This is a genomic window from Variovorax trehalosi, assembly GCF_051216415.1.
Classification (GTDB): Bacteria; Pseudomonadota; Gammaproteobacteria; order Burkholderiales; family Burkholderiaceae_C; genus Variovorax.
The window spans coordinates 629,004-650,893 of sequence record NZ_JBPJZG010000004.1; the positions used below are offsets into that span (position 1 = coordinate 629,004).

Here is a 21,890-nt window from a genome sequence, read left to right on the forward strand (position 1 = left end):
ACTGATTCAGCGCACCAGCAGCTTCATCATCCGCTCGAAGGTCTTGCTGTAGGGCGGCTTGAAGAGGCCGACGCCGTTGAAGGCCGACTGGTGAAAGATCGGCTTCATCTTCGAGAAGGTCCGGAAGCCGTGCTCCCCGTGGTAGGCGCCCATGCCGCTCGCACCGACACCGCCGAAGGGCAGGTCGTCCTGCGCGATGTGCAGCAGGGTGTCGTTGATCGACACGCCGCCGGCCACTGTCTGCTGCATCACGCGGTCGATGGTCGCGCCGTTCTTCTCGAAGAGGTAGAGCGCGAGCGGGCGCGGGTGCGCGTTGACATACGCGATGGCGTCGTCGACGGTGCCGTAGGTCATCACCGGCAGGATCGGGCCGAAGATTTCTTCCTTCATCACGCGCATGCTGTCCTGCACGCCGGTCAGCAGCACGGGCGGGAAGCGGCGTGTCGCGGCATCGGGCGCCATGTCCGAGAGCGGCACGGCCGACGCGCCTTCCGTCTGCGCCAGCGCGGCGAGTTCCTGCAGCCGCGAGAAGTGGCGCGGGCTCACGATGCTGGTGTAGTCGGTGTTGCGCGCGATGTCCGGGTACATCGCATTGAACACGCGCCGGGCGCTGTCCGCGAAGCGCTGTTGCTGCCCCTCGGGCACCAGCACGTAGTCGGGTGCGATGCAGGTCTGGCCGGCGTTGAGCGTCTTGCCCACGAGGATGCGTTCGACGGCCTTCTCGAAGTTGGCATCGGGCCCGATGATCGCGGGTGACTTGCCGCCGAGCTCCAGCGTCACCGGCGTGAGGTTCTCGCTCGCGGCGCGCATCACATGGTGGCCGACGGCCGTCGAGCCGGTGAACAGCAGGTGGTCGAAGGGCAGGCTGGAGAATTCGCGCGCCGCTTCGGCGTCGCCGTTGACGATGGCGATCTCGTCTTCCGCGAAGGCGGCCCGCACGAGCGTGGCGAACAGTTCGGCAAAGCGCGGCGTGAACTCCGACTGCTTCACCATCACGCGGTTGCCCGCGGCGAGCGCGGCCGTCATCGGACCCACCGCAAGGTTCAGCGGATAGTTCCACGGCACCACGATGCCGACCACGCCCAGGGGCTGCGGCATGATCCGCGACGACGCGGGCTTGAACCACAGGCCGGTGGAGCGGCGCTGCGTGCGCATCCATTTCCTGCCGTGGCGCAGCGCATGGTTGATGCCCTCGACGGCGGGGAAGACCTCGGCCAGTTCGGTTTCCTGATAGGGCCGGTTGAAGAAGTCCGCGCTGATGGCGGCGGCGATCTCCTTGCGGTGGTCCATCACAAGCGCGCGCAGGCGCTCCAGGCGTCCGGCGCGCTCGCTCCATGGTGGCGTCTGCGCGCGCAGGCTGGCGGCGCGCATCGCGTCGAAGGTCTGTCTCATGTCCTGGGTCGTCATCTGAATCCTCGGGGGCCGTGCCTGCGGGGCTGGCCATTGTCCTGCCTGTTGCCATCGGGGTCGACGAGGGCCAGCAACTGGGCCTCCACGTCCTCCACCTCTTCCTTGGGCAGCACGCCGCGCGCCGCGAAGGCCTGCATCTGGTGGACCAGAATCTCGACCTCGCCGCGCTTCGGGCGGGAGCCCGTCCAGCGTTTCGCCGATGCCGCCGATGCGGTCCTGCAGCCGGGTGACTGCGATCACCTCGCCGATCTTCTCATCGCGTCTCGGATCGCCGGACCAGCGCGCCTGCAGCGCCGGAATATCGAGCATCCGCTCGACCGGGCCGGGGCCCGTCGATGCCGGCTGCGTCGAGGTCGGGCCTTGGATGAAAGGCGAGGCGGTCCATGGCGAAGCGGCCTGGCTGCCTTGTGCGGCGGCAGCGGCCGGCGTGCTCGCCATCGCGGCCGTCGCCGACCGGGCTGCCGCATCCTCCGTGCCGGAACCCGGCGTGCTCGCGTCGATGGCAAAGATCGCTGCGCCGATGCCCAGGGCGCACAGCGCTGCGACCGTCCAGGTGTATCGGTATCCGTTGCGGGTCATGGCTCAGGCCTTGAGTTCGAAAGGCGTGGTCGCGCTGCGGTACTCGACCACGTCCGGCAGGATCCAGCTGGGCTTGTAGTTGCCCTTGTGGACGATGCGGTATGTGCCCGTGGCATCGACCGGGATCTGCCACGACACGGTCGCCGAGCGGCAGTTGATGCACAGCGCAATCGCCTTCCACTGCACCGTCGTGCCCCAGCGGCCGTCGCGCTCGATTTCCTTCCAGCTGCCGTCGGCCGCCTGCTTCTCGATGAAGAGGAACGAGTCGATGCTGCCCAGCCGGTTCATCGGATGGCTGCTCACGAAGGTGGCTTCGAGGAAGCGGCGCTTGTCGTCGGCCTGCAGCTTGCCGTTGACTTCGTGCTGCACCACCTGCGGCGCCTTCAGCACCACGCCCATGCCCGAGAACAGCGGCACACCGTCCCAGGGGACGGCCGCGGGCAGCTTGTCTTCGGGCGTGCGTGCGGCCACGACCAGCGGGTCCTGCGGCGCGGGCACCACGGGCGTGACGCTGGGCTTCGCGTCGTTGGCGACCAGCGTCGCGGCCATCGCATCGAGCGCCTGCGCGAGCGCCGGCTGCGTCCATTTGCCCCAGGCGGTGTAGCCGGATTCGTACTGCTTGCTGTCGTATTCCTCCGGGGTCACGACATAGCCGCCGGTGCTGTCGACCTGGAGGCTGGGCACCGTGCCGGAGCTGTAGCCGACGGCGATGACGTCGTCCACGCCCGCGTTCAACGTTTGCGCGATATGACGGCGGATGCGGTACTGCGTCATCGTCGTCAGTTCGAAGGGCGTGAAGGCCAGGGTCAGCGAACCGAGCTTCACCACCTGCAGCGAGGTCGGTCCGGGCACCAGCGCGGCGAGCACGTCCTTGCGCCCCTGGCACTGCCGCACGTCGCTGGTGATCGGCTGGTACGAGGCGTCGAGCAGCGGCTTCACGATCACGGGAATCACCGGCAGGTTGATGAGGATGCTCACGATCTGCGCGAGGCTGGTGCGGTTGTCGGCGCCTTCCTGCGCGAGGATCGAGCCCATGTCTTCGCTGCTGCCCGCCGCGAAGGCCGAGCCCCAGGCGGGGTCGCAGGTGGCCTGGTCGCCATGCCCGCCGGTGTACTTGCCGGACACCGCGATCTTCGCGAAATCGACGGCCTTGTACTGGTAGTTCAGCCGCTGGTTGGGCGGCACGCCGGCATCGACCGGATGGCCCGTGGAGGACGGCACCACCAGCAGCGACTTCGCCGCCGCGAAGAGCTTGTCGCCCGTGTCGCGCATGCTCTCGAAGGGCCCGAGCGTGCTGGAGCCGCGGTTGCAGCCCCAGTCGTGGCGGGCGAGCACATGGGTCTTCCAGCTGACCCAGAACGGCGGATCGACGTCGTTGCAGTTCTTGAAGTTGATGTTGGGCGTGACGTCGCCCGTGCCGGTCTGCGCGAACGCCGCGACGAAGCGCTTGCTGCCGGCCGGCCGGCCCTGGTCGATATCGTCTTCGAGCCGGCGCGCCGCATGGCCGTAGTTGTCGGTGCTGATGAAGCTGAAGGCCTCGTCGATCATGTTGGTCGGATGCAGGCCGTAGAACATCAGTGCGCCGACGGCGGCTCCATTGCGCACGAAGCGCAACTGGGTCATGCCGGTGTCGATGCGCTCGGGGAACACGGCCTGGTCCTCGGGCTTGTTCAGCACGAAGGCCTGCGCCGAGCGGTTGGCGCCCACGCCGCGCAACTGGCCCCGGTTGACCTCGATGCTGCCGGGCGCCTTGTCGGCCATCGCCGCCTCGACGGCCTTCACCACGCCATCGACCTGCGCCTTGAAGAGCCGCGGGCTCGATGCATTGCCCACGTTCGGCACGCCGTGCGTGTGCGTCATCGTCAGCACGAAGTTGTCGTCGGTGAAACGGCCGGGGTAGCGGGCCTGCAACTGCTGTAGCGCGACCCGCTTGAGGTTGCCGCTGGCCAGGCCCAGCTCGGCCACGACCACCACCACTTCGCGGCGCGATGCGCTGTCCTCGATGTCGAAGGCCCGCACGTATTGGCGCGACTGCAGGCCGTCGTAGGGCGGATCGAAGACGAAGCCCGCGCTCAGGCTGCCGAGCTCGACCGCAGTGATGTCGGCCTTGCCCACGCCGACCTCATAGCCCGCATGGGCCGCGTGCATGCCGGCCAGCAGCAGCGCTGCAGCGGCCGCCGCGCGCGCGAGCCATGCGGATGGCCTTGCGCTTTTTTCTTTCCATTGTTCTTCTTGTGTTGTGTCCATGGAAGTCTCCTTGTGCCGCATCGCGGCTGTTCGTTGACGGGGAATCCGCGTTTTTTCTTCTTCAGCCGCCCTCTCGGTACACCGGCCAGTGGTCCTGCACCTTGCCGCCGCGCACGGTGACGAGATCGCCGAACTGAAGCAGCACGCCTTCGGCGATGGCGGGACGCAGGAACACCTGGTCGTCCACCGCGAGGCCGGTGGCCGGGGAGCCGTTCACGTTCTCCTGGTTGGCGCTGTGGCCGAGGATGCCGTTGAACTGCAGGCCCTTGGGCGAGGCGTAGTCCGCGAGCCAGTAGCCGCCGTAGATGTAGTAGGTCTGGCGCTGGTTCACGTCCCACCACGAGAAGATCTTCGACTTGCCGTCGAGCGCCGGAATGGTCACCGGCCCGGTCGCCTTGATGACCGGCGTGGCGATGAACGCGGCGGGCTCGTGCGCGGCCAGCGTTTCGATGTCGTAGTGCGTGGGCTTGAGCAGCGCGGTGCCGGTGCTGACCTCGGTGCTCAGCTTTTCCGCCTCGTGCAGCTTGTAGCTGGGGCTCCCGCCGGTGTTGAGCGTGAGGCCGTCGGTCCACAGCGTCGGGTACCGGCCGCGCACGTGATCGACGAAGCCCTGGTAGATCGCCATCGCCTTGGCGAGCAGTTCTTCCGATGACCCCAGCACCTTCGGTACACCGAAGCCCACGTGCGCGTCGTAGCCCATGAAGCCCGCGAACTCGAGCTGTTGCGGGTTGGCGGCGATGAGGTCGAGCATCCGGCCGAGCGTGGCGTTGTCGGCCACGCCGCCGCGGTGCAGGCCCACGTCGATCTCGATGTTGATGCGCAGCTTGCTGCCAATGCCTTGCGCGAGCGCCAGGTACTGCTGCAGCCGCTCGGGCGTGTCGAGCAGCCACTGCAGTTGCCGCGACGGATCGAACGACCCCTTGAGCTTCTTGTAGAACAGCGCTGCCGATTGCACCGGCAGTGGCTTGCCCATCAGGATGTCGAAGTCCGGGAAGATTTCCGCATCGATGTTGAGGAAGGGCTGGTGGAAGGACATCAGCCGCTTCGTGCCCGAGCGCTTGGCCACGTAGTCGATGAGCGCATGCGAAGGCAGCGACTTCTCGACGATGCGGTAGTGCTTGCCGCCTTGGCGCAGGCTCTGCATCACGCGGTCGATGTTGCGGTCCATGCGGTCCAGGTCGATGACCATGCAGGGGCGCATCGGGCCGTTCTTCTTCAGTTCGTCGTTGAGCGCGCGGAAGTAGTCGTCATGCGGCGCGCCGTTGTCGCCGGGGCGCAATGCAAAGGCACCCACGGTGCCGACGGCGGCCACGCCGAGCGTGCCCAGGAGGATCTTTCGACGGCTCATGCGGTCACCCCGAAAAGTTGACGCAGATAGGGGTTGAGCATGCGCCCCTCCGGGTCGAGCCGGGCGCGCAGCGCGAGGAAATCGTTCCAGCGCGGATAGAGCGCCGCGAGCTGCGATGCCTTCAGGTCGTGCAGCTTGCCCCAGTGCGGCCGGCCCTGGTACTTGCGGTAGATCGGGCCGATCTCCGAGAGCAGGTAGTCGTAGGGCTCGCCCTGCGCGGCGTGCACGGCAATCGAGCAGCTGTCGCGCGAGTGGAACGGGCTGAGCCAGGCGTCGTCGGCCTTCACGAAGCGGAACTCCAGCGGGAAGAACACGTCGTTGCGCCGCTCCAGCGCCGCGATGACTTCGCGCACGCAGGCGATGCCATCGGCGCGCGGCACATGGCACTCGGTCTCGTTGAACTTGGTGGGGCGCTGCGTGGAGAGCAGCTTCCACGAGCGGTTCTTCGCCTCTTCGGTCTGCTCCCCGTCGATCAGCTTGCCAGCCACCCAGCGGCGCAATGACGGGAACCAGCCCAGCCAATCGCGCAGGCGCTTGAGGTCGCGCAGCATGTCTTCGTCGGCCGAGGGCGACTGGACCGTGTCGGCGCCGGTGTAGAGGTCGTTCGTGATGCCCGCCGCATAGCCGGTGAACGGCAGGTAGTAGAACTCGAAGTTGCGATGCTTCTGTGCGAGCGCAGGCGCTTCGTCGAGCATGGCCTGCAAGGGCTTGAGGAACACGCGGCGGTGCAGGTTGAAGGCCGGCACCACGCGCGCCGTGACCTGCGTGATCACGCCCAGGCTGCCGAGCGATACGCGCGCGGCCGCGAGCAGCTCGGGGTTGCGCGTTGTGCTGCATTCGAGCACCTCGCCGTTCGGCGTCATGAGCCGCAGGCCGACGACGTCAGCGTGCAGGGCGGGGAGGTCCTGGCCGGTGCCGTGGGTGGCAGTGGCGATGGCGCCCGCGAAGGATTGCGCGTCGATGTCGGGCAGGTTGCGCAGGCCCAGGTTCTGCGCATCGAGCGCGCGCGACAGCAGCGCGAGACGCGTGCCGGCGTGCAGCGTCACGGTCTGCGCCTGTGCGTCGCTCGCAACGATGCCGGACATGCGGTCGAGCGAGATCAGCGTGGCGTCGGTGGGCACGAGGGCGGTGAACGAGTGGCCCGCACCGACGCAGCGCGCGCCGGCCGAGCCGGCCTTGCGCAATGCCGCCGCGAGCTCGGCTTCGTCGCCCGGCGTTTCGATGGCCTTGGGCGTGCAGCGTGCGATGCCGGACCAGTTCGTCCAGGCGGGGGCGGGCGTCGTCGCTGCGGTTGCTGCTGCCGCCGTTGGCGCGGCAGCGTCTGTCGCGGCGTGGGCCTCGATGCCGCTGCCGGCGAATGCGGCGGTGACCGCGATGCCCGCACCGGCTTTCAGCACCGTGCGGCGGCGCTCGCTGTGCGGCATTTGCGCGTTGTTGTCGTTGCTCATTTCCGCTCTTCCTTCCCTTGACTCATGAAGACGATCAGCGCGCGCATGTCGGCTTCGCTGCAATCCGCGCACAGGCCTTTGGGCGGCATGGCGTTGAAGCCTTCCATCGCGTGCTTCACGAGCACATCCATGCCCTTGTCCAGGCGCGGCTTCCATTGCGCGATGTCGCCGGTCAGCGGCGCCTTGGCATCGATGGACGTGTGGCATGCGAGGCACGAGCGCTCGTAGCGCGCGCGGAGGTCTTCGGAGGCGGGCCGCAGCGATTCGGCGCGATGGATGTCCGAGGCGGTTGGCGGCCGTGGCGCCTCTTTCTTGCAGGCCGAGAGGTTCGCGAGAAGGAGCATCGAGAGAAGGAGACGAAGAAGAATCCGCATGCGTTCGCTGCCTGCCTGGAAGGTTAGAAGGTGTGGCGGATGCCGACGGTGGTGCCGGTCTGCGTGCGCGCGATCGTCGGGCTCTGCGCGTTGATGCCCACGAGCTGCGCGCCGATCAAGCCGCCGCGATACACCGAGTGGTCGATCTCGGCATAGAGCATGGTCCGCTTCGACAGCGCATACCCCGCCACCAGTTGGTACTGGCTCGCCGAACCATCGAAGTCGCTCGTGTAGCCGCGCTGCCGCGTGAACCACACGTTGGCGGCGAGCGTGAGCAAGGGCGTGGCCTTGTAGGTAATGCCGCCGAGGATCATCCGACGCTTGCTGAAGCCGCCGGGGATGGTGGGGTCCACCGTCTGCATCGGCGAGATGATGCCCAGCCCCGCGAGGTCGACCGCGCTGAACGGTCCGTTCGCGAACGAGGTGAAGTCGTTGTCCCGACGGTTCTCGATGTAGCCGGCCTGCAGCGTGGCCGATTCGCCGAGCCTGAACTGCGCGCCGACCGTGTAGATGTCGAACTTCGCGTTCGTGTTGTCGTCCTTGGTGCGCATGAGCGCGCCGGCCAGCTTGACCGGTCCGTTCTCCGGCACATAGGCCACGCCCACGCCATATTGGATGCCGCGCTTCGAGGAACCCTCGCCCTCGCCGATGGCGTACTGCGCGAGCAGCACCACGTCGCCCAGCTGCGCGCCCCAGTGAATCATGTTGTTGGTCTTGCTCGCGGCCAGCAGCGTGTGCTCGGGCTTGAAGGCGTTGAAGTAGTCGGCCCAGAGGTTGGAGCCGTAGGCGAGCGAGGCCGCCTCCATCGCCACGTTGTACTGCCGCCCGAGGGTGAGCTGGCCCCACGACTGCGACACCAGTCCGACCGAGGCGATCTGCATGTACTGCGAGCCGTCCTTGGGAAGCGGGTCGCCGTTGCGCAGGTCGAAGTGGCTCTCGAGCTGGAAGATCGCCTGCAGGCCGCCGCCGAGGTCTTCGGTGCCCTTCACGCCCCAGAAGCTTTCGGACATGCCGCCTTCCTTCGTCATGCGCAGGCGCGAGCGTGTGTTCACGGGGGCGCCATCGGCGCCGTAGTCGGTGGCGTGCGTCTCGTAGCGCAGGCCCGCATCGACCGTGCCGTACAGCGTGAGGCTGCTCTGCGCCCACGCGGTGCCGGCACACAACGGCAGCGCCAGTGCGGCCACCGAAAGGGGGATTCGTCTCGTCATGTTGTTTCCTTCATCTGCCCAAGCCATGCAGCTCTTTGCTGGAAGTGCGCCGTGTTTCCGGCGCGGGGCGGATGTTAGAACGTTGATCTGAAAAAATCCAACGTTTTATTTGGAATCGTTGTTCTTGTCGTTTTATGTGGTCTTAGGTTTTCAGGCGCACAAAAGCAAACGCGCCCTGAAAGGGCGCGTTGCGTGGTTGCCAGGGGCGCGGCGTCAGCCGGCGCTGAGGGGCGGCGGCTCGACCGGCAGCGCGCGCTTGTGCGCGCTCTTGCGGTGCGTCGACAGGATGATCGCGCGCGCCGCAGCCGACACCGGCTTGCCTTCGAGGAAGTCGTCGATCTGTTCGTAGGTGACGCCGAAGGCGTCTTCGTCGGGCTTGCCCGGCACCAGCGATTCGAGGTCGGCGGTCGGCACCTTGTAGACCAGTTCGTCGGGCGCGCCGAGCAGTGCGGCCACGGCGCGCACGCGGCGCTTGTTGAGGCCGGTGAGCGGCGTGATGTCGGCCGCGCCGTCGCCGAACTTGGTGAAGAACCCCATCAGCGCCTCGGCCGCATGGTCGGTGCCGATGACGATGCCGTCGTGCGCGCCGGCCACCGCGAACTGCGCCACCATGCGCTCGCGCGCCTTGATGTTGCCGAGCACGAAGTCCTCGTGCGCCGCATCGCGGAACTTCAGGTCGCCGGCCTTCAGCGCGGCCAGCATGCCGTCGGCCGCGGGGCGGATGTCGACGGTGATCGTGCGGTCGGGCTTCATCACGGTGAGCGATCGTTGCGCTTCCGCCTCGTCCTTCTGCACGCCGTAGGGCAGGCGCATCGCGATGAAGGTGGCGTCGTAGCCTTCGGCACGCAGCTTCTCGACCGCGCGCTGCGCGAGGCAGCCGGCGGTCAGCGAATCGACGCCGCCGCTGATGCCGAGCACCAGTGTCTTGAGGCCCGTCTGCTTCAGGTAGCCGGCGAGAAAGTCGGTGCGCCGCGCGAGTTCGGCGGCGGCATCGAACACGGGAGCCACATGCAGCGCCGCGATGATCTCGCGCTGCGTGGCATCGACGGGGGACAGGTCAGCACTCATGGTGTTTGCCGGTGTGAATGAAGAAGATCAGAAGTCGACGAGGCTCAGGCCGATGCTCAGAACGGTGCGCTTGCGGTTGTAGTCCACCAGCGTGTCGCCATAGCCATGGAACAGCTGCGTGTGGAAGCGCAGGTTGCTCTTGGTCGGGTCGCCGATGGCCTTCAGCCATTCGAGCTTCACCGAGCCGCGGCCGCTGTCGCGCAGGTTGTTGCGCACGGTCACGCCGAGCGTGTTGTCGCGGTTGAGGTTCCAGCGGCCGGTGATTTCGGCGCGGCCGATGTAGTCGGCGATGTCGGGGTTGTCGTCCTTCGCCGCATCTTCCGAGAGGCGCTTCCAGATGCGCCCGGTGATCTGGAACTTGTCGCCGAGCTCGGCGCCGCCCATCAGGTAGACGCGGTTCCAGCTGCGCGACAGCGGCAGCGTCTGGCCGTTCGACTGGTGCACGATGCCCAGGCCCGCATAGCGCCAGCGCCAGCCGCCGGGCAGGTGGAAGTCGGTCGGATAGACATACATCAGCTCGGGTTCGTGGTCGGTGGTGCGGAACGGCCGAGAGATCGCACCGTTGAACAGCTGCCACGTCGACTGCTGCGAGTAGGCGAACCACAGCGAGTCTTTCTTGATCGGGTCGTTCTGCGTGAGCATGCCCTGCGCGAGCTTGGTGCGCACCGACAGGCCGATGCGCATCTCGTTGGCCTGGTAGGCGACGGGCTCGCCGGTGTGGTCGGGCGAGGGCGAGGTGGGCACCTGCGGCTTCCTGGTGGCGGCCGAGGCAGCGACGTAGAGGGGCCGGTAGCCGCGGAAGCCGAAGGTGCCGCAGTCGGTGGCGTTCTCCAGTTCCCAGAAGCGCGAGAGCGCCGAGTACTGTTGGTCGCGGCAGCCTTCGGTGGTGGCGACCGTGATCACGCGCGTGGCGGGGATCGAGCCGTCCACCGGCGGCGCCTGCGTGCTGGCCAGCACCGGCGGTGCGACGGGCACCGACACCGAGGGCAGCGTCTGCTGCTGCGCCCAGCGGTCGAAGCAGGCCAGGCGTGCATCGTTGTTGTTGCCGAGCGCGGCGCATTGCTGCCAGGTGAGCTGCGAATCGGCCAGCGGGCTCGCGGGCTTGTCGACGGCTTGTGCATATGCGGCCGCGCTGCCCAGGGAGGCCGCGAACGTCATGAGCGTTGCGAAGAACGCATGTGTGCGAGTGGTCATTGTTTTCCTTCCGAACCGCCCGTTTTGATCAGCACGAACGGGTGCGTGCTTTCGTCCGCGGCATTGCGCCACGTTCCCCTGAATTCGCGGCCGCAGGAGCGCGGCTGCAAGGTGCCGGCCCAGTTGCCGCTGATGGCGCGGCCGTCCATCGATTCGTCGATGGAGAGCGCGCCTTCGTCATCGACGTCGCCCGCAAGCTGCGCCACCGAAGGCTTCGGGCCGCCATCGGCGTTGCGCGTGATGGTGCCGCGCACGCCGGCGTAGTCGGGATGCTTGCCCAGTTGCACGACGGACACGGCGGGCAGGCCGTCGAAGCGGGCTTCCCAACGGCCGTATAGCGATGTCAGAGGCAGGTCGCGCGCGTCGGCGGGGCAATTGGGGTCCTTGGGATCGACCGCGGCGCAGCCCGTGACGGCGAGCGCGGCGAAGGCGGCGAGCAGCGCTTTCATGGCGCCGCCGCGGCGGCCGCCTTCGCAGCCGCGCTTTCCTGTGCCTTCTGCGCAAACTCGGCGCGCAGCGCCTTGAGCTTCTCGCGCGGGTCTTCCTTGGTGGTGGTCTTGTCGAGGCCCATCTCGGCGATGAAGCGGCTCGGCAGGCACGGCACCATGTCGCGGCCCTGCTTGCGCTTCTTGGTCCAGCTCACGGCCAGGCTGCGCTGCGCGCGGGTGATGCCCACGTACATCAGGCGGCGCTCTTCCTGCAGGCGCTGCGTTGTCTCGTCGCTCACCACCTTCTGGCGGCCGTTGTCGTCGTCGAGCTTGAAGGGCAGCATGCCCTCGGTCACGCCGATCAGCACCACATGCGGCCACTCCAGGCCCTTGGAGGCATGCAGCGTGGAAAGCGTGACCACGTTCTGGTCCTGCTCGCGCTCGCTGATGGTCGAGAGCAGCGAGATGGTCTGCGCCACCTCGAGCAGGCTCTTGCGCTCGGTCTCGTCGTTGTCGTTGGCACCCGAGGCGTCGTCCAGCGATCCGCCGGCGCGCTGGGACATCCAGTCGACGAACTCCATCACGTTGTTCCAGCGCGTGGCGGCGGCCGCCTCGCTCTCTTCGCCGTCGTAGAGATGGCGCTCGTAGTCGATCTCCTTGAGCCATTCGAGCATGAAGGTGCGCGAGGCTTCGGCGCCCATCGTGCGGCGCGCGCGGTATTCCAGGTCGTTGATGTAGCGGCCGAACTCGTGCACGCCCTCGAGCGTGCGCTTGGGGATCACGCTGGGCAGCGAGGGGCTGAACAGCGCCGCGAACAGGCTCAGCTTGTACTGGCTGGCAAAGGTGCCCAGGCTTGCGAGCGTGGTGTGGCCGATGCCGCGCTTGGGCGTGGTGATGGCGCGCAGGAACGCCGGGTCGTCGTCGTTGTTGACCCAGAGGCGAAACCAGCCGCACAGGTCCTTGATCTCGGCGCGGTCGAAAAAGCTCTGGCCACCCGACACCTTGTACGGAATCTGCGCGCGGCGCAGCGCCTGCTCCAGGATCCGCGCTTGGTGGTTGGCGCGGTAGAGGATGGCGAAGTCGCGGAACTCCTTGTGCTGCGCCCCTTGCGTGACCGCATCGCCGGCGCGCAGGCTCACGATGCGCGCCACCGCGCGCTCGGCCTCGTGCAGCTCGGTGTCGGCATCGACCACGCGCACCGGCTCGCCTTCGCCCAACTCGGAGAACAGCGTCTTCGGAAACAGCTTGGGGTTGGGACCGATCACGTTGTTGGCCGCACGCAGGATGGCGCTGGTGGAGCGGTAGTTCTGCTCCAGCTTGATGACCTTGAGCGTCGGGTAGTCGATCGGCAGCTTCTTCAGGTTGTCCAGCGTGGCGCCGCGCCAGCCGTAGATCGACTGGTCGTCGTCGCCCACCGCGGTGAAGCGGGCGCGGTCGCCGGCCAGGGCCTTGAGCACCTCGTACTGCGTGGCGTTGGTGTCCTGGTATTCGTCCACCAGGATGTGGCCGAGCGCGGCCTGCCACTTGGCGCGCACTTCGGGAAAGTCGTGCAGCAGCTTGAGCGGCATGCCGATCAGGTCGTCGAAGTCGACGCTCTGGTAGGCCTGCAGCCGCTCCTCGTAGTGGCGCATGACCTCGGCCGTGATGCGCTCGTTGTCGTCCACCGCGGCGGCGGCGGCCTGCTGGGCATCGAGGCCCATGTTCTTCCACTTGCTGATGGTCCACTGCCAGATGCGGGCGGTGGCGATGTCGGTGGTGCCGCCGGCGTCCTTGAGGATCTTGGTCACGTCGTCGCTGTCCAGGATGCTGAAGGCAGGCTTCAGGCCCAGCACCGCGCCGTCCTCGCGCATCATGCGCACGCCCAGCGCGTGGAAGGTGCAGACCACCACCTTGCGCGCGTCCCGGCCGATCAGGTCTTTCGCGCGTTCGCGCATTTCAGCGGCCGCCTTGTTCGTGAAGGTGATGGCCGCGATGCGCTTGGGTTCGAGGCCGGCCTGGATCAGCCGGCCGATCTTGTGCGTGATCACCCGTGTCTTGCCCGAGCCCGCGCCTGCCAGCACCAGGCAGGGACCGTGCATGTAGTTGACCGCTTCTTGTTGCGCGAGATTGAGACCGTGGGACATGGGGGTGGGAAGGGGAACACGCCGTGGGGAACGGCAGGCGCAAAGCGGGCAATGATACGGGGCCGGACCCCCTGGACGTTGTAGGCGGCGCACGCAGGAAAGGGGCCAGGCGCCAGCGGGGCAAACGACAATCGGGCGGTGCTGCCCGTATTTCTTGTCACTTTCCCCTTCTTCGCGCTGATCGCGGCCGGCTACGCCGCCGCCCGCGCCCGCCTCCTGCCGTTGGAGGCGATTCCCGGCCTCAACACCTTCGTGCTGTATTTCGCGCTGCCGTGCATGCTGCTGCGCTTCGGTGCCGGCACGCCGATCGCGCAACTGCTCGACGGCAGCGTGGCACTCATCTGGGGCGCGAGCGCGCTGGCCGTGGTGGCGGGCGTGGTCATGCTGACGCGCAACGCGCGCATCGGCTGGAACGACGCCGCCTTCGGCGCGCTGGTGGCCGCCTTTCCGAACACCGGTTTCATGGGCGTGCCGCTCTTGGTGGCGATCCTCGGCGCACAGGCGGCCGGACCGATGATCATCACGATCGCGTTCGACCTGGTCGTGACCTCCTCGCTGTGCATTGCGCTGTCGCGGCTCGACGGCGCCGGGGGCGCGGGGCGGCATGGCGCATCGCAGGCGGCGCGCAAGGCGCTGCGCGGCATCGTCGTGAACCCGATGCCGTGGTCGATCCTGCTGGGCGTGCTGCTCTCGGCCGCGCGCTGGCAATTGCCGGGGCCCATCGACCGCACCGTGGCCATGCTCGCGGACGCGGCCTCGCCGGTGGCGCTCTTCACCATCGGCGCGGTGCTGGCGCGTTCCGCATTGCTGGCGCGCGAGCACCAGGCCAGCGCAGCCGTTGCAGAGGCCATGGGCACCGCCGGCACGCCCGCGCCGAAGGCGCCGCTGGCCGATGTGCTGCCGGTGGTGGCGGTGAAGCTGCTGCTGCATCCGCTGCTGGTGTGGGCGCTGGGCGCCGGTGCCATCGCGCTGGGGCTGCCGCTCTCGCACGCGGCGCTGGTGGTGATCGTGCTGGTCGCCGCGCTGCCGAGCGCGAGCAATGTGTCGATGCTGGCCGAGCGCTTCGGTGCAGACAACGGGCGCATCGCACGCATCATCCTGTGGACGACGGTGGCGGCCTTCTTCAGCTTTCCGTTCGCGGTCGGTGTGCTGCGCTGACGGACTGACTATGGCGTGAGCACGCCGAGCTTGTAAGGATCGGCATCGGACAGCCGCTCGCACTTCGAGAAGTCGCGGCCCTGCGTGCCGTCGCAGTAGTAGGCGTTGTAGATGCGTCCGAAGAGCGTGGGGCTCGCGGTGAAGAGCACGCCGTGGTCGGGCTGCCAGTTGTCCTTGTCTTTCGAGGGCGGGACACTGGCCTCCACCGGTTTCGCCGTCGCCGTGCCCGCCGTGGTGGCGGTTGCGGGCGTGAAGTCGGCCAGTGTCTTGTGGGCTTCGTCGCCGCGCCAGCGCACGGCCAGCTCGGCCGCCGTGGGGCGCGCGGCCACCGGCAGCAGGATGCCGTTGACCTGGAAGCCGTAACCGAATCGATGCGTCTTGCCCGCGAGGAACGCGTAGGCGCAGGCGGCCATGCATTGGCCACGGATCTCTGTGTCGACGCCGCTCGCGCGGATGGCATCGGCAAAGGCGCCCGCCGCATCGGCGGTTCCGCCGGAAAGGTCCTCGAACACCACGGTGCGCACGGTGCCGCTTGCCAGGTGGTCGATGAAGGGCTTGATCGCGCTGCCGTCGAGCATGCCCGACACCACCAGATCGCGGCCTTGCAATTCGATGTCCGCGGCGGCGGCGGGTGTGCCGACGACCGAGGCGATGCACGCAAGCGAGAGGACCCAACCAGGAAGAGACGACGGTTTCACGGCGACCTTTGCGTGTGAGCGAGCGAGCTTGCTTGGAACCCGGGGTCCGCGCTGAGTTCGCGGGTTTACTGCCCGTTTACAGCTTGAACAGCCTCACGGCATCACGTCAACTCTTTTTGCAGATTATTTCTGGGTAACCGCAGGGCAGGCCGTAAGTCGTAGGCATCGGTATGCCTTCAGTTGAATGCTTGAGTTTGCAGATGCGCTGCTACAGTGGTTCCAGGTCAAAGATGTGAAAGCTGTGAATAGGGCGCGCGATGGCAATACTGGTTCGCATCCTGCTGTGGGTGGCCTGGCTCGCCGGCGTGGGCTGGGTCTGGCATGTGGGTGTGCTCGGCACCGCGTCGTCGATCGCGCTGGCTGCATTGAGTCTCGTGGTGTTCGCATGGCCGGGCAGCATTGCGCGGCGCCGGCATCAGCGTGAGCTGCGCTATGTCGACATGGGCAAGGAGCCCACCGGCCACCACTGAATACCGAGTCTCTGGAATGAGCGCGTCGTCGCTTCAGGACGCGGCCGGCTGCTGCATGCGCTGGAACTCGTGGCGCTTCATCGTGAGGTAGTCGCTCTTCTCGACTTCGTGGAGCTGCCTGGCGTACTGCTCCGTCGCATCGAACCACGCCGCGAGGCGCTGCTCCAGCTGGCCCGCGCCGGGCGCATCGAGGTAGCTGTCGATCGCGAGGTAGTAGCGCATGGTGTTGCGCTCCACCACGCCGCGCACGCCACCGATGTAGCCGCCCTGTCCCGAGGGCGTGAATCCGACCTTGTCGCTGCCGAGCGTGGCGAGGTAGCCCTTCATCGCGAGCCGTGCCGCCGTGCCGTAGGCGTACGCATAGCGCAGATGGATTGCCGTCTTGCCGCCATCGGCCGGCGCTGCTTCGAACACGATGCTGTAGTCGCGCGTGGAAAGCGGGCCGGTGTCTGCGCTCAGGCGCACGTTCAGGTAGTTGGCGTCCGCCTTGCCGGGCGTGTAGGCGAAGGCGATGGTCTGCGCATCGGTCAGGGGCTGATCGAACTTGCGGCCGATGGCCACCGCGAGCGTGGTGCCGCCGCCCTTCACCGCGCAGTGCTTGGTGTTGAGGTGAAGCATCAGCACCTGGCACCACGCGGCGGGCTCCCGCAGTGCGCTGCTCACGCGGGCGAAGGGATGGTCCACCAGCGCATAGACGTCGCCGCTCAACCGGTCCGCGGCTTCGCTCGATTCGAGTGCGAGCGGGCGACGGAAGGCGTTGCGCTCCAGTTGCGGCGCGAGCGCCTGCAGCTTCGCGCGCAGCGCGGCTGCGGGGCCGGTGTCCACGGGTGGTTGCTGCGCAAGGGCCAGCATCGACGTTGCCAGCAGGACGAGGCCGGTGCCCACCTGGCGGCGCATGGAGGCGATGAAAGTGTTCATGCCGGATGACCTTGGCGCTGCTCGCCCGAACGCAGTGCAGGACAACCGGCTCAGATGCTGTGCGGATCGACGTCGACCAGCCAGCGGATCACGCCCTTGCCCTCGGGCGTGCGGCGCAGTTCGTGCAGCAGCGGCTGCCAGCTCGCGAGCAGGCGTTGCAGCGCGGCGCGCGAGGGGCTTTCGATGAGCATCTGCGCGCGTTCCACATTGGCCACGCGCTGGATCGAAAGCGGCACCGCGGGGTAGCGCGTGACGATGTCGGCGCCGGGCAAGGCTTCGGCCGCATCGGCCGCGATGTTCAGGAAGGCCTGCGCCACCGCCTGCTCGCGCGCATCGGCGCGCAGCAGCGCCTGGAATGCGAAGGGCGGCATCGCGGCGGCCTGGCGCTCGTCGAGCTGCTGCTTCGCGAATGCGGCGTAGTCATGCTTGCGCAGCGCCATGAAGAGCGGGTGCTGCGAGTGGAAGGTCTGGATCCACATCTCGGCCGTCGCACCTTGCGCGGCGAGGTAGGCGGCGTCGCGCCCGGCACGCCCGGCCGATTGCATCAAGAGGCTGAACAGCCGCTCGGGCGCGCGGAAGTCGCTGGAGAACAGCGCGCCATCGGGGTTCACCGCCGCCACCAGCGTGATGCGCCGGAAGTCGTGGCCCTTGGCGATCATCTGCGTGCCGACCAGCACGTCGACCTCGCCCGCATGCACGGCCGCGAGCTGCGATTCGAGTGCGCCCTGTTTCTTGGTGCTGTCGGCGTCGATGCGCGCGATGCGCACCGCGCTGCCGTCGGGCCGCTTCACGGTGGCGAACAGTTCGGCCAGGTGCTCCTCGAGCCGCTCGGTGCCGCGGCCCACCGGCGCGATGTCGGGGTTGCCGCAGGCCGGGCAGGCGCGCGGCACGCGCTCGGTGAAGCCGCAGTGGTGGCAGCGCAGCGTGCGGTCGATCTTGTGGAACACGCGGTAGGCGCTGCAGTGCGGGCATTCGCTTTTCCAGCCGCAGTCGCCGCAGGCCAGCACCGGCGCATAGCCGCGGCGGTTCAGGAAGATCATGCTCTGCTCGCCGCGCGCGATGCGCTGGCCGATGGCGTCGAGCAGCGCGCCCGAGAGCACGGTTTTCGGCGGCTGCAGGTTCATGTCGACCAGCCGCACCGCGGGCAGCTCTCCCGCGCCGATGCGCGACGGCATCTCCAGCCGAACATAGCGTCCGCCCGGATCGTCGCCTTCGGCGGGGCGGCTCTGGTGCCAGCTTTCGAGCGAAGGTGTGGCCGAGCCGAGGATCACCTTCGCGCCCTCGCGCTGGCCGCGCCACACGGCGAGGTCGCGCGCGGAATAACGCGCGCCTTCCTGCTGCTTGTAGCTCGGATCGTGCTCCTCGTCGACCACGATGAGCTTCAGCCCCGGGATCGACGCGAACACCGCCATGCGCGTGCCCAGCACGATGCGCGCCGCGCCGCTGTGCGCCGCGAGCCAGCTCGCCAGGCGCTGCGGGTTCGTCATGCCGCTGTGCAGCGACACCACCGCCTCGTCGCCGAAGCGCGCCTTGAAGCGGGCTTCCAGCTGCGGCGTGAGGTTGATCTCGGGCACCATCACCAGCGCCTGCGCCTCGGGGTCGCGCGCGAGCAGGTCGGCCACGCAGCGCAGGTAGACCTCGGTCTTGCCGCTGCCGGTGCTGCCGACCAGCAGGAAGGTGCCGCTCTCCGCCTCGATGCGGGCGAGGGCGGCCGTCTGTTCCGGGCTCAGCGCGATCAGGTTGGTGGCTTCGGCCGTCTGCGCGACGGGGCCGGTCGTCGTCTTGCGCTTGAGGCGGCGCGCGAGCTGCGTCGTCGTCAGGTCGCGCAGTTGCGGCGGCAAGGCGGCCAGGGCGATTTCACCGATCGAGCGCTGGTAGTAGCGCGCGGCAAAGGCCACGAGGTCGCGCCAGGCTTCGCCGAGCGGCGCCAGTGCGTCGAGCGCGGCGCCTACGGGCTTGAGCGCCATATCGGGCTGTGCGCCGTCCAGCGAGACCGGCTCGTCCCAGACCACGCCCAGCACCTCGCGCCGGCCCAGCGGCACCCGCACCAGCGTGCCGGGCACCAGCGGCGTGGCGCCGGCGTAGCTCAGCAGGTCGCCGAGCGCGGCGTGCGCCGGCGTCTGCACCGCGATATCGAGACGCCACGCCAAGCCTGCCGGCGCGCTTTCGGGCGGCGGCACAGCGGAGTTACCCGTGGTCGGGTCGTCCGTTTCGGGGGCGGGGCGGGCTGTGGAGATGGGAAACCTTATTGGCAACGATTGTTAATGCGACTTTGAGCTAAATCGCTTAAGTCGTTGATTTTTCAGCGCTTTGGCGTCCATCCAGAGTTTCTGTGGATAACTTTGTTGACAACAAGGCTCGACACGCTGGGGAGCCTTGAAAATCAAGGCTCTGGCTGGAATGCCCCAAAAAAAAGCAAAGTTCAAATCCTATATAAATCAACAACTTACGCGTGCTATTGGTTTGGGAGCAAAGAAGGCGGTGCCTCAGATAATCTTGCGCAGTGCAACACGCGTTTTGTGCATAAGTCGGGCCTCCTAGACCGTTTTTGGGCTTGACAAACGGATTCGGAGCGATTTTTCCGGGGCGTCTCGCGCTTTCGCGTGAGCCGCCCCGCCGTCACAGTTTCAACCGCGCAGGGCGCGCGACTGCGTGTGAACCGCTTCGACCAGCGCCGCCACATGGTCGGGCGGCGTGAACTGGCTGATGCCGTGGCCCAGGTTGAAGATGTGCGTCGGCCCCGGCGCGTTGCGATCGGCGTGCGGTTTGCCGAAAGCCTGCAGCACCTTGGCCACCTCGGTCTCGATCTGCGCGGGCGGCGCGAACAGCACGTTCGGGTCGATGTTGCCCTGCAGCGCCTTGGCCTGGCCGTCGGTGCCCTCGGCGACCTGGCGGCGCGCGGCGGCGAGGTTCACGGTCCAGTCCACGCCGAGCACTTCGCAATCGAGCGCGCGCATGGCTTCGAGCCAGAGGCCGCCGCCCTTGGTGAACACGATGCGCGGCACGGGTTGGCCGTCGGCGCCGGTGCGCTTGAGGCCCGCCAGCACGCGCGCCGTGTAGGCGAGGCTGAATTCCTGGAAAGCGCCGTCGGCCAGCACGCCGCCCCAGCTGTCGAAGATCATCACGGCCTGCGCGCCGGCGTCGATCTGCGCATTGAGGTAGGTGGCCACCGAATCGGCGTTGACCGCGAGGATGCGGTGCATCAGGTCGGGACGGCTGTAGAGCATGCCCTTGACGAGGCGGTAGTCGCTGGAACCCGCGCCTTCGACCATGTAGCAGGCCAGGGTCCAGGGGCTCCCCGAGAAGCCGATCAGCGGCACGCGGCCGTCGAGCGCCTTGCGGATCGAGGCCACGGCGCTGAACACGTAGCGCAGCTTTTCCATGTCGGGCACTTCGAGCGCGGCCACGGCCGCTTCATCGCGCACCGGGCGGGCAAAGCGCGGGCCTTCGCCGGCCTCGAACGACAGGCCCAGGCCCATGGCGTCGGGCACGGTGAGGATGTCGGAGAACAGGATCGCCGCGTCCAGCGGGTAGCGCGCGAGCGGCTGCAGCGTGACCTCGGTGGCGTAGTCGGTGTTGGTCGCCAGCCCCATGAAGCTGCCGGCCTTGGCGCGCGTGGCGACGTACTCCGGCAGGTAGCGGCCGGCCTGGCGCATCAGCCAGACGGGCGTGTGATCGGTGGCCTGGCGCCAGCAGGCTCGCAGGAAAGTGTCGTTTTGCAGTGGGGCGAAAGGCATTTCCCAATTGTCGCAGGGGCTCGCGCCCGCGGACTGGGCTCCGCTCAGACCGCCGGCACGCGCCGCGAATCCGCCGGGCTCACATTGCGTCGGTAGAGCACCAGCGTGGCGATCAGCCCGCAGATGGCGGCGGCCGTCATCCACAGGCCCGGTGCGCCCTTGTCCCCGGTCATCTCGATCAGCCCCGTCGCGATGGCCGGGGTGAAGCCGCCGAACAGCGCCGTCGCCAGGCTGTACGCCAGCGAGAAGCCGGCGGTGCGCACATTCACCGGCATCACCTCGGTGAGCGCCACCACCATCGCGCCGTTGTAGCTCGCGTAGAGGAACGACAGCCACAGCTCCACTTCGAGCATGCGCGCGAAGCTCGGCGCGCCCACCAGCCACTTGAGTGACGGGTACGCGGTGAGGATGGTCAGCACGGTGAACAAAATCAACAGCGGCTTGCGCCCCACACGGTCCGAGAGCGCACCCATGATCGGCAGCCAGATGAAGTTCGAGATCGCCACGCACAGCGTGACGATGAGCGCATCGGTGGTGCTCAGGTGCAGCACCGACTTGCCGAAGGTCGGCGTGTAGACCGTGATCAGGTAGAACGACACGGTGGTCATCGACACCAGCATCATCCCGGCGACGACGAGGCCCCAGTTCGCGATCATCGACTGGAAGATCTCGCGCGCATCGGGGCGGTGCTTGCGCGCCATGAACTCCTCGGTCTCCTGCAGCGAACGGCGGATGACGAACAGCACCGGCACGATCAGGCAGCCGACGAAGAAGGGCACGCGCCAGTAGAAGTCGCCGATCTCCTGCGAGGAGTAGGTCACGTTGAGCCAGTAGCCGAGCGCGGCCGCCACGACGATGGCCACCTGCTGGCTGGCCGACTGCCAGCTCACATAGAAGCCCTTGCGGCCCGGCGTGGCCATCTCCGAGAGGTACACCGACACGCCGCCCAGCTCCACGCCCGCCGAGAAGCCCTGCAGCAGCCGGCCGATGAGCACCAGGAGCGGCGCGGCGAAGCCGATGGTCGCGTAGGCCGGCACGCAGGCGATGAGCAGCGTGCCGAGCGCCATCAGCGCGAGCGTGACGATCAGGCCCTTGCGGCGGCCGACGCGGTCGACATACGCACCGAGAAAAATCGCGCCCAGCGGCCGCATCAGGAAGCCCGCGCCGAAGGTCATGAAGGTGAGCATCAGCGAGGCGAACTCGTTGCCCGCGGGGAAGAACGCCTTCGAGATCTGCGTGGCGTAGAAGCCGAACAGGAAGAAGTCGAACATCTCCATGAAGTTGCCGCCGGTCACGCGCAGGACGGTGGCGAATTTCGAGGAGGAGGCCGTGGTGGAAGAAGGGCGGGCAGCCGCGCCTTGTTGCGCAGCGGAAGGCGCAGGATTCATCTTGTTGTCCCCTTGGGCGATGTGTGTTCGCCAAGAGTAGGGCGGGCTCCCCGACCGCTACCTGACGCCGCGGGTCAGGTAGCTGTCACTCGAA

At 67.7% G+C, this 21,890-nt stretch carries 19 protein-coding genes; 3 read left to right on the forward strand and 16 right to left on the reverse strand.

Features of this window, described 5'->3' with window-relative positions:
- Positions 1-6: 6 nt before the first annotated feature.
- Both ACSFA7_RS18425 and ACSFA7_RS18430 read right to left on the reverse strand, forming a co-directional pair.
- Entirely contained in the window at positions 7-1,407 is a 1,401-nt protein-coding gene (locus ACSFA7_RS18425; protein WP_435500701.1) for a coniferyl aldehyde dehydrogenase, read from the reverse strand.
- Positions 1,404-1,547: a hypothetical protein gene (locus ACSFA7_RS18430; RefSeq protein WP_435500702.1), complete on the reverse strand. Its 144-nt coding sequence runs from the start codon at positions 1,545-1,547 to the stop codon at positions 1,404-1,406. The genes ACSFA7_RS18425 and ACSFA7_RS18430 overlap by 4 nt, the downstream gene beginning before the upstream one ends.
- An 89-nt stretch (positions 1,548-1,636) precedes the next feature.
- On the opposite strand from ACSFA7_RS18430, the gene ACSFA7_RS18435 reads away from it, so the two are divergent.
- Positions 1,637-2,068 carry a hypothetical protein gene (locus tag ACSFA7_RS18435; protein WP_435500703.1) on the forward strand — a complete coding sequence of 144 codons (432 nt, stop codon included), beginning with the start codon at positions 1,637-1,639 and terminating at the stop codon, positions 2,066-2,068.
- Here the strand turns inward: ACSFA7_RS18435 and ACSFA7_RS18440 are convergent.
- The 9 genes from ACSFA7_RS18440 to ACSFA7_RS18480 all read right to left on the reverse strand — a co-directional run bounded on the left by ACSFA7_RS18440 (position 1,993) and on the right by ACSFA7_RS18480 (position 13,427).
- The gene (locus ACSFA7_RS18440) at positions 1,993-4,236 is read right to left on the reverse strand and encodes a neutral/alkaline non-lysosomal ceramidase N-terminal domain-containing protein (protein WP_435500704.1); all 2,244 of its coding nucleotides are present in this window, start codon (positions 4,234-4,236) and stop codon (positions 1,993-1,995) included. The two genes, ACSFA7_RS18435 and ACSFA7_RS18440, sit on opposite strands and share 76 nt — an antisense overlap.
- Positions 4,237-4,297: 61 nt before the next feature.
- A complete protein-coding gene (locus ACSFA7_RS18445; protein ID WP_435500705.1) occupies positions 4,298-5,584 on the reverse strand; it encodes a DSD1 family PLP-dependent enzyme in 1,287 nt (428 codons plus the stop codon).
- Positions 5,581-7,032 carry a D-arabinono-1,4-lactone oxidase gene (locus ACSFA7_RS18450; protein WP_435500706.1) on the reverse strand — a complete coding sequence of 484 codons (1,452 nt, stop codon included), beginning with the start codon at positions 7,030-7,032 and terminating at the stop codon, positions 5,581-5,583. The genes ACSFA7_RS18445 and ACSFA7_RS18450 overlap by 4 nt, the downstream gene beginning before the upstream one ends.
- Positions 7,029-7,376 carry a c-type cytochrome gene (locus tag ACSFA7_RS18455; protein WP_435500707.1) on the reverse strand — a complete coding sequence of 116 codons (348 nt, stop codon included), beginning with the start codon at positions 7,374-7,376 and terminating at the stop codon, positions 7,029-7,031. The genes ACSFA7_RS18450 and ACSFA7_RS18455 overlap by 4 nt, the downstream gene beginning before the upstream one ends.
- Before the next feature lie 53 nt (positions 7,377-7,429).
- Positions 7,430-8,614 (reverse strand): porin, encoded by a 1,185-nt coding sequence (locus ACSFA7_RS18460; RefSeq protein WP_435500708.1) that lies wholly within the window; start codon positions 8,612-8,614, stop codon positions 7,430-7,432.
- A 213-nt stretch (positions 8,615-8,827) separates the two neighbouring features.
- Positions 8,828-9,682, reverse strand: a complete 855-nt coding sequence (nadE, locus tag ACSFA7_RS18465) for an ammonia-dependent NAD(+) synthetase (RefSeq protein ID WP_435500709.1) — start codon at positions 9,680-9,682, stop codon at positions 8,828-8,830.
- Between the two features lie 27 nt (positions 9,683-9,709).
- Entirely contained in the window at positions 9,710-10,876 is a 1,167-nt protein-coding gene (locus ACSFA7_RS18470) for a phospholipase A (RefSeq protein WP_435500710.1), read from the reverse strand.
- Positions 10,873-11,325 carry a hypothetical protein gene (locus ACSFA7_RS18475; protein ID WP_435500711.1) on the reverse strand — a complete coding sequence of 151 codons (453 nt, stop codon included), beginning with the start codon at positions 11,323-11,325 and terminating at the stop codon, positions 10,873-10,875. The genes ACSFA7_RS18470 and ACSFA7_RS18475 overlap by 4 nt, the downstream gene beginning before the upstream one ends.
- A complete protein-coding gene (locus ACSFA7_RS18480) occupies positions 11,322-13,427 on the reverse strand; it encodes an ATP-dependent helicase (protein ID WP_435500712.1) in 2,106 nt (701 codons plus the stop codon). The genes ACSFA7_RS18475 and ACSFA7_RS18480 overlap by 4 nt, the downstream gene beginning before the upstream one ends.
- Positions 13,428-13,565: 138 nt before the next feature.
- Here ACSFA7_RS18480 and ACSFA7_RS18485 point away from each other — a divergent pair, with 138 nt between their 5' ends.
- Complete coding sequence (locus tag ACSFA7_RS18485; protein ID WP_435500713.1) at positions 13,566-14,585, forward strand: AEC family transporter; 1,020 nt, start codon at positions 13,566-13,568, stop codon at positions 14,583-14,585.
- 8 nt (positions 14,586-14,593) lie between these two features.
- On the opposite strand, the gene ACSFA7_RS18490 is transcribed toward ACSFA7_RS18485, so the two are convergent.
- Positions 14,594-15,283 carry a hypothetical protein gene (locus ACSFA7_RS18490; protein ID WP_435500714.1) on the reverse strand — a complete coding sequence of 230 codons (690 nt, stop codon included), beginning with the start codon at positions 15,281-15,283 and terminating at the stop codon, positions 14,594-14,596.
- Positions 15,284-15,540: 257 nt separating this feature from the next.
- Here ACSFA7_RS18490 and ACSFA7_RS18495 point away from each other — a divergent pair, with 257 nt between their 5' ends.
- Complete coding sequence (locus tag ACSFA7_RS18495) at positions 15,541-15,753, forward strand: hypothetical protein (protein ID WP_435500715.1); 213 nt, start codon at positions 15,541-15,543, stop codon at positions 15,751-15,753.
- Positions 15,754-15,786: 33 nt separating this feature from the next.
- Here ACSFA7_RS18495 and ACSFA7_RS18500 read toward each other — a convergent pair whose 3' ends face one another.
- From ACSFA7_RS18500 to tcuC, 4 genes are all read right to left on the reverse strand, one after another.
- Positions 15,787-16,671: a hypothetical protein gene (locus ACSFA7_RS18500; RefSeq protein ID WP_435500716.1), complete on the reverse strand. Its 885-nt coding sequence runs from the start codon at positions 16,669-16,671 to the stop codon at positions 15,787-15,789.
- Positions 16,672-16,721: 50 nt separating this feature from the next.
- The gene (priA, locus tag ACSFA7_RS18505; protein WP_435500717.1) at positions 16,722-18,821 is read right to left on the reverse strand and encodes a replication restart helicase PriA; all 2,100 of its coding nucleotides are present in this window, start codon (positions 18,819-18,821) and stop codon (positions 16,722-16,724) included.
- 477 nt (positions 18,822-19,298) lie between these two features.
- Positions 19,299-20,408 carry a uroporphyrinogen decarboxylase gene (gene hemE, locus ACSFA7_RS18510; RefSeq protein WP_435500718.1) on the reverse strand — a complete coding sequence of 370 codons (1,110 nt, stop codon included), beginning with the start codon at positions 20,406-20,408 and terminating at the stop codon, positions 19,299-19,301.
- A gap of 44 nt (positions 20,409-20,452) precedes the next feature.
- A complete protein-coding gene (tcuC, locus tag ACSFA7_RS18515; RefSeq protein ID WP_435500719.1) occupies positions 20,453-21,796 on the reverse strand; it encodes an MFS transporter in 1,344 nt (447 codons plus the stop codon).
- Positions 21,797-21,890: the final 94 nt, after the last annotated feature.

Bases quoted from the DNA above. Each gene is read 5' to 3' on its own strand.
- ACSFA7_RS18480 (WP_435500712.1), bottom strand. From the start codon at position 13,427: ATGTCCCACGGTCTCAATCTCGCGCAACAAGAAGCGGTCAACTACATG.
- tcuC (WP_435500719.1), bottom strand. From the start codon at position 21,796: ATGAATCCTGCGCCTTCCGCTGCGCAACAAGGCGCGGCTGCCCGCCCT.
- ACSFA7_RS18445 (WP_435500705.1), bottom strand. From the start codon at position 5,584: ATGAGCCGTCGAAAGATCCTCCTGGGCACGCTCGGCGTGGCCGCCGTC.
- ACSFA7_RS18455 (WP_435500707.1), bottom strand. From the start codon at position 7,376: ATGCTCCTTCTCGCGAACCTCTCGGCCTGCAAGAAAGAGGCGCCACGG.
- ACSFA7_RS18450 (WP_435500706.1), bottom strand. From the start codon at position 7,032: ATGAGCAACGACAACAACGCGCAAATGCCGCACAGCGAGCGCCGCCGC.
- ACSFA7_RS18425 (WP_435500701.1), bottom strand. From the start codon at position 1,407: ATGACGACCCAGGACATGAGACAGACCTTCGACGCGATGCGCGCCGCC.
- nadE (WP_435500709.1), bottom strand. From the start codon at position 9,682: ATGAGTGCTGACCTGTCCCCCGTCGATGCCACGCAGCGCGAGATCATC.
- ACSFA7_RS18440 (WP_435500704.1), bottom strand. From the start codon at position 4,236: ATGGACACAACACAAGAAGAACAATGGAAAGAAAAAAGCGCAAGGCCA.
- hemE (WP_435500718.1), bottom strand. From the start codon at position 20,408: ATGCCTTTCGCCCCACTGCAAAACGACACTTTCCTGCGAGCCTGCTGG.
- ACSFA7_RS18500 (WP_435500716.1), bottom strand. From the start codon at position 16,671: ATGAACACTTTCATCGCCTCCATGCGCCGCCAGGTGGGCACCGGCCTC.
- ACSFA7_RS18470 (WP_435500710.1), bottom strand. From the start codon at position 10,876: ATGACCACTCGCACACATGCGTTCTTCGCAACGCTCATGACGTTCGCG.
- ACSFA7_RS18460 (WP_435500708.1), bottom strand. From the start codon at position 8,614: ATGACGAGACGAATCCCCCTTTCGGTGGCCGCACTGGCGCTGCCGTTG.
- ACSFA7_RS18430 (WP_435500702.1), bottom strand. From the start codon at position 1,547: ATGCAGGCCTTCGCGGCGCGCGGCGTGCTGCCCAAGGAAGAGGTGGAG.
- ACSFA7_RS18495 (WP_435500715.1), top strand. From the start codon at position 15,541: ATGGCAATACTGGTTCGCATCCTGCTGTGGGTGGCCTGGCTCGCCGGC.
- ACSFA7_RS18475 (WP_435500711.1), bottom strand. From the start codon at position 11,325: ATGAAAGCGCTGCTCGCCGCCTTCGCCGCGCTCGCCGTCACGGGCTGC.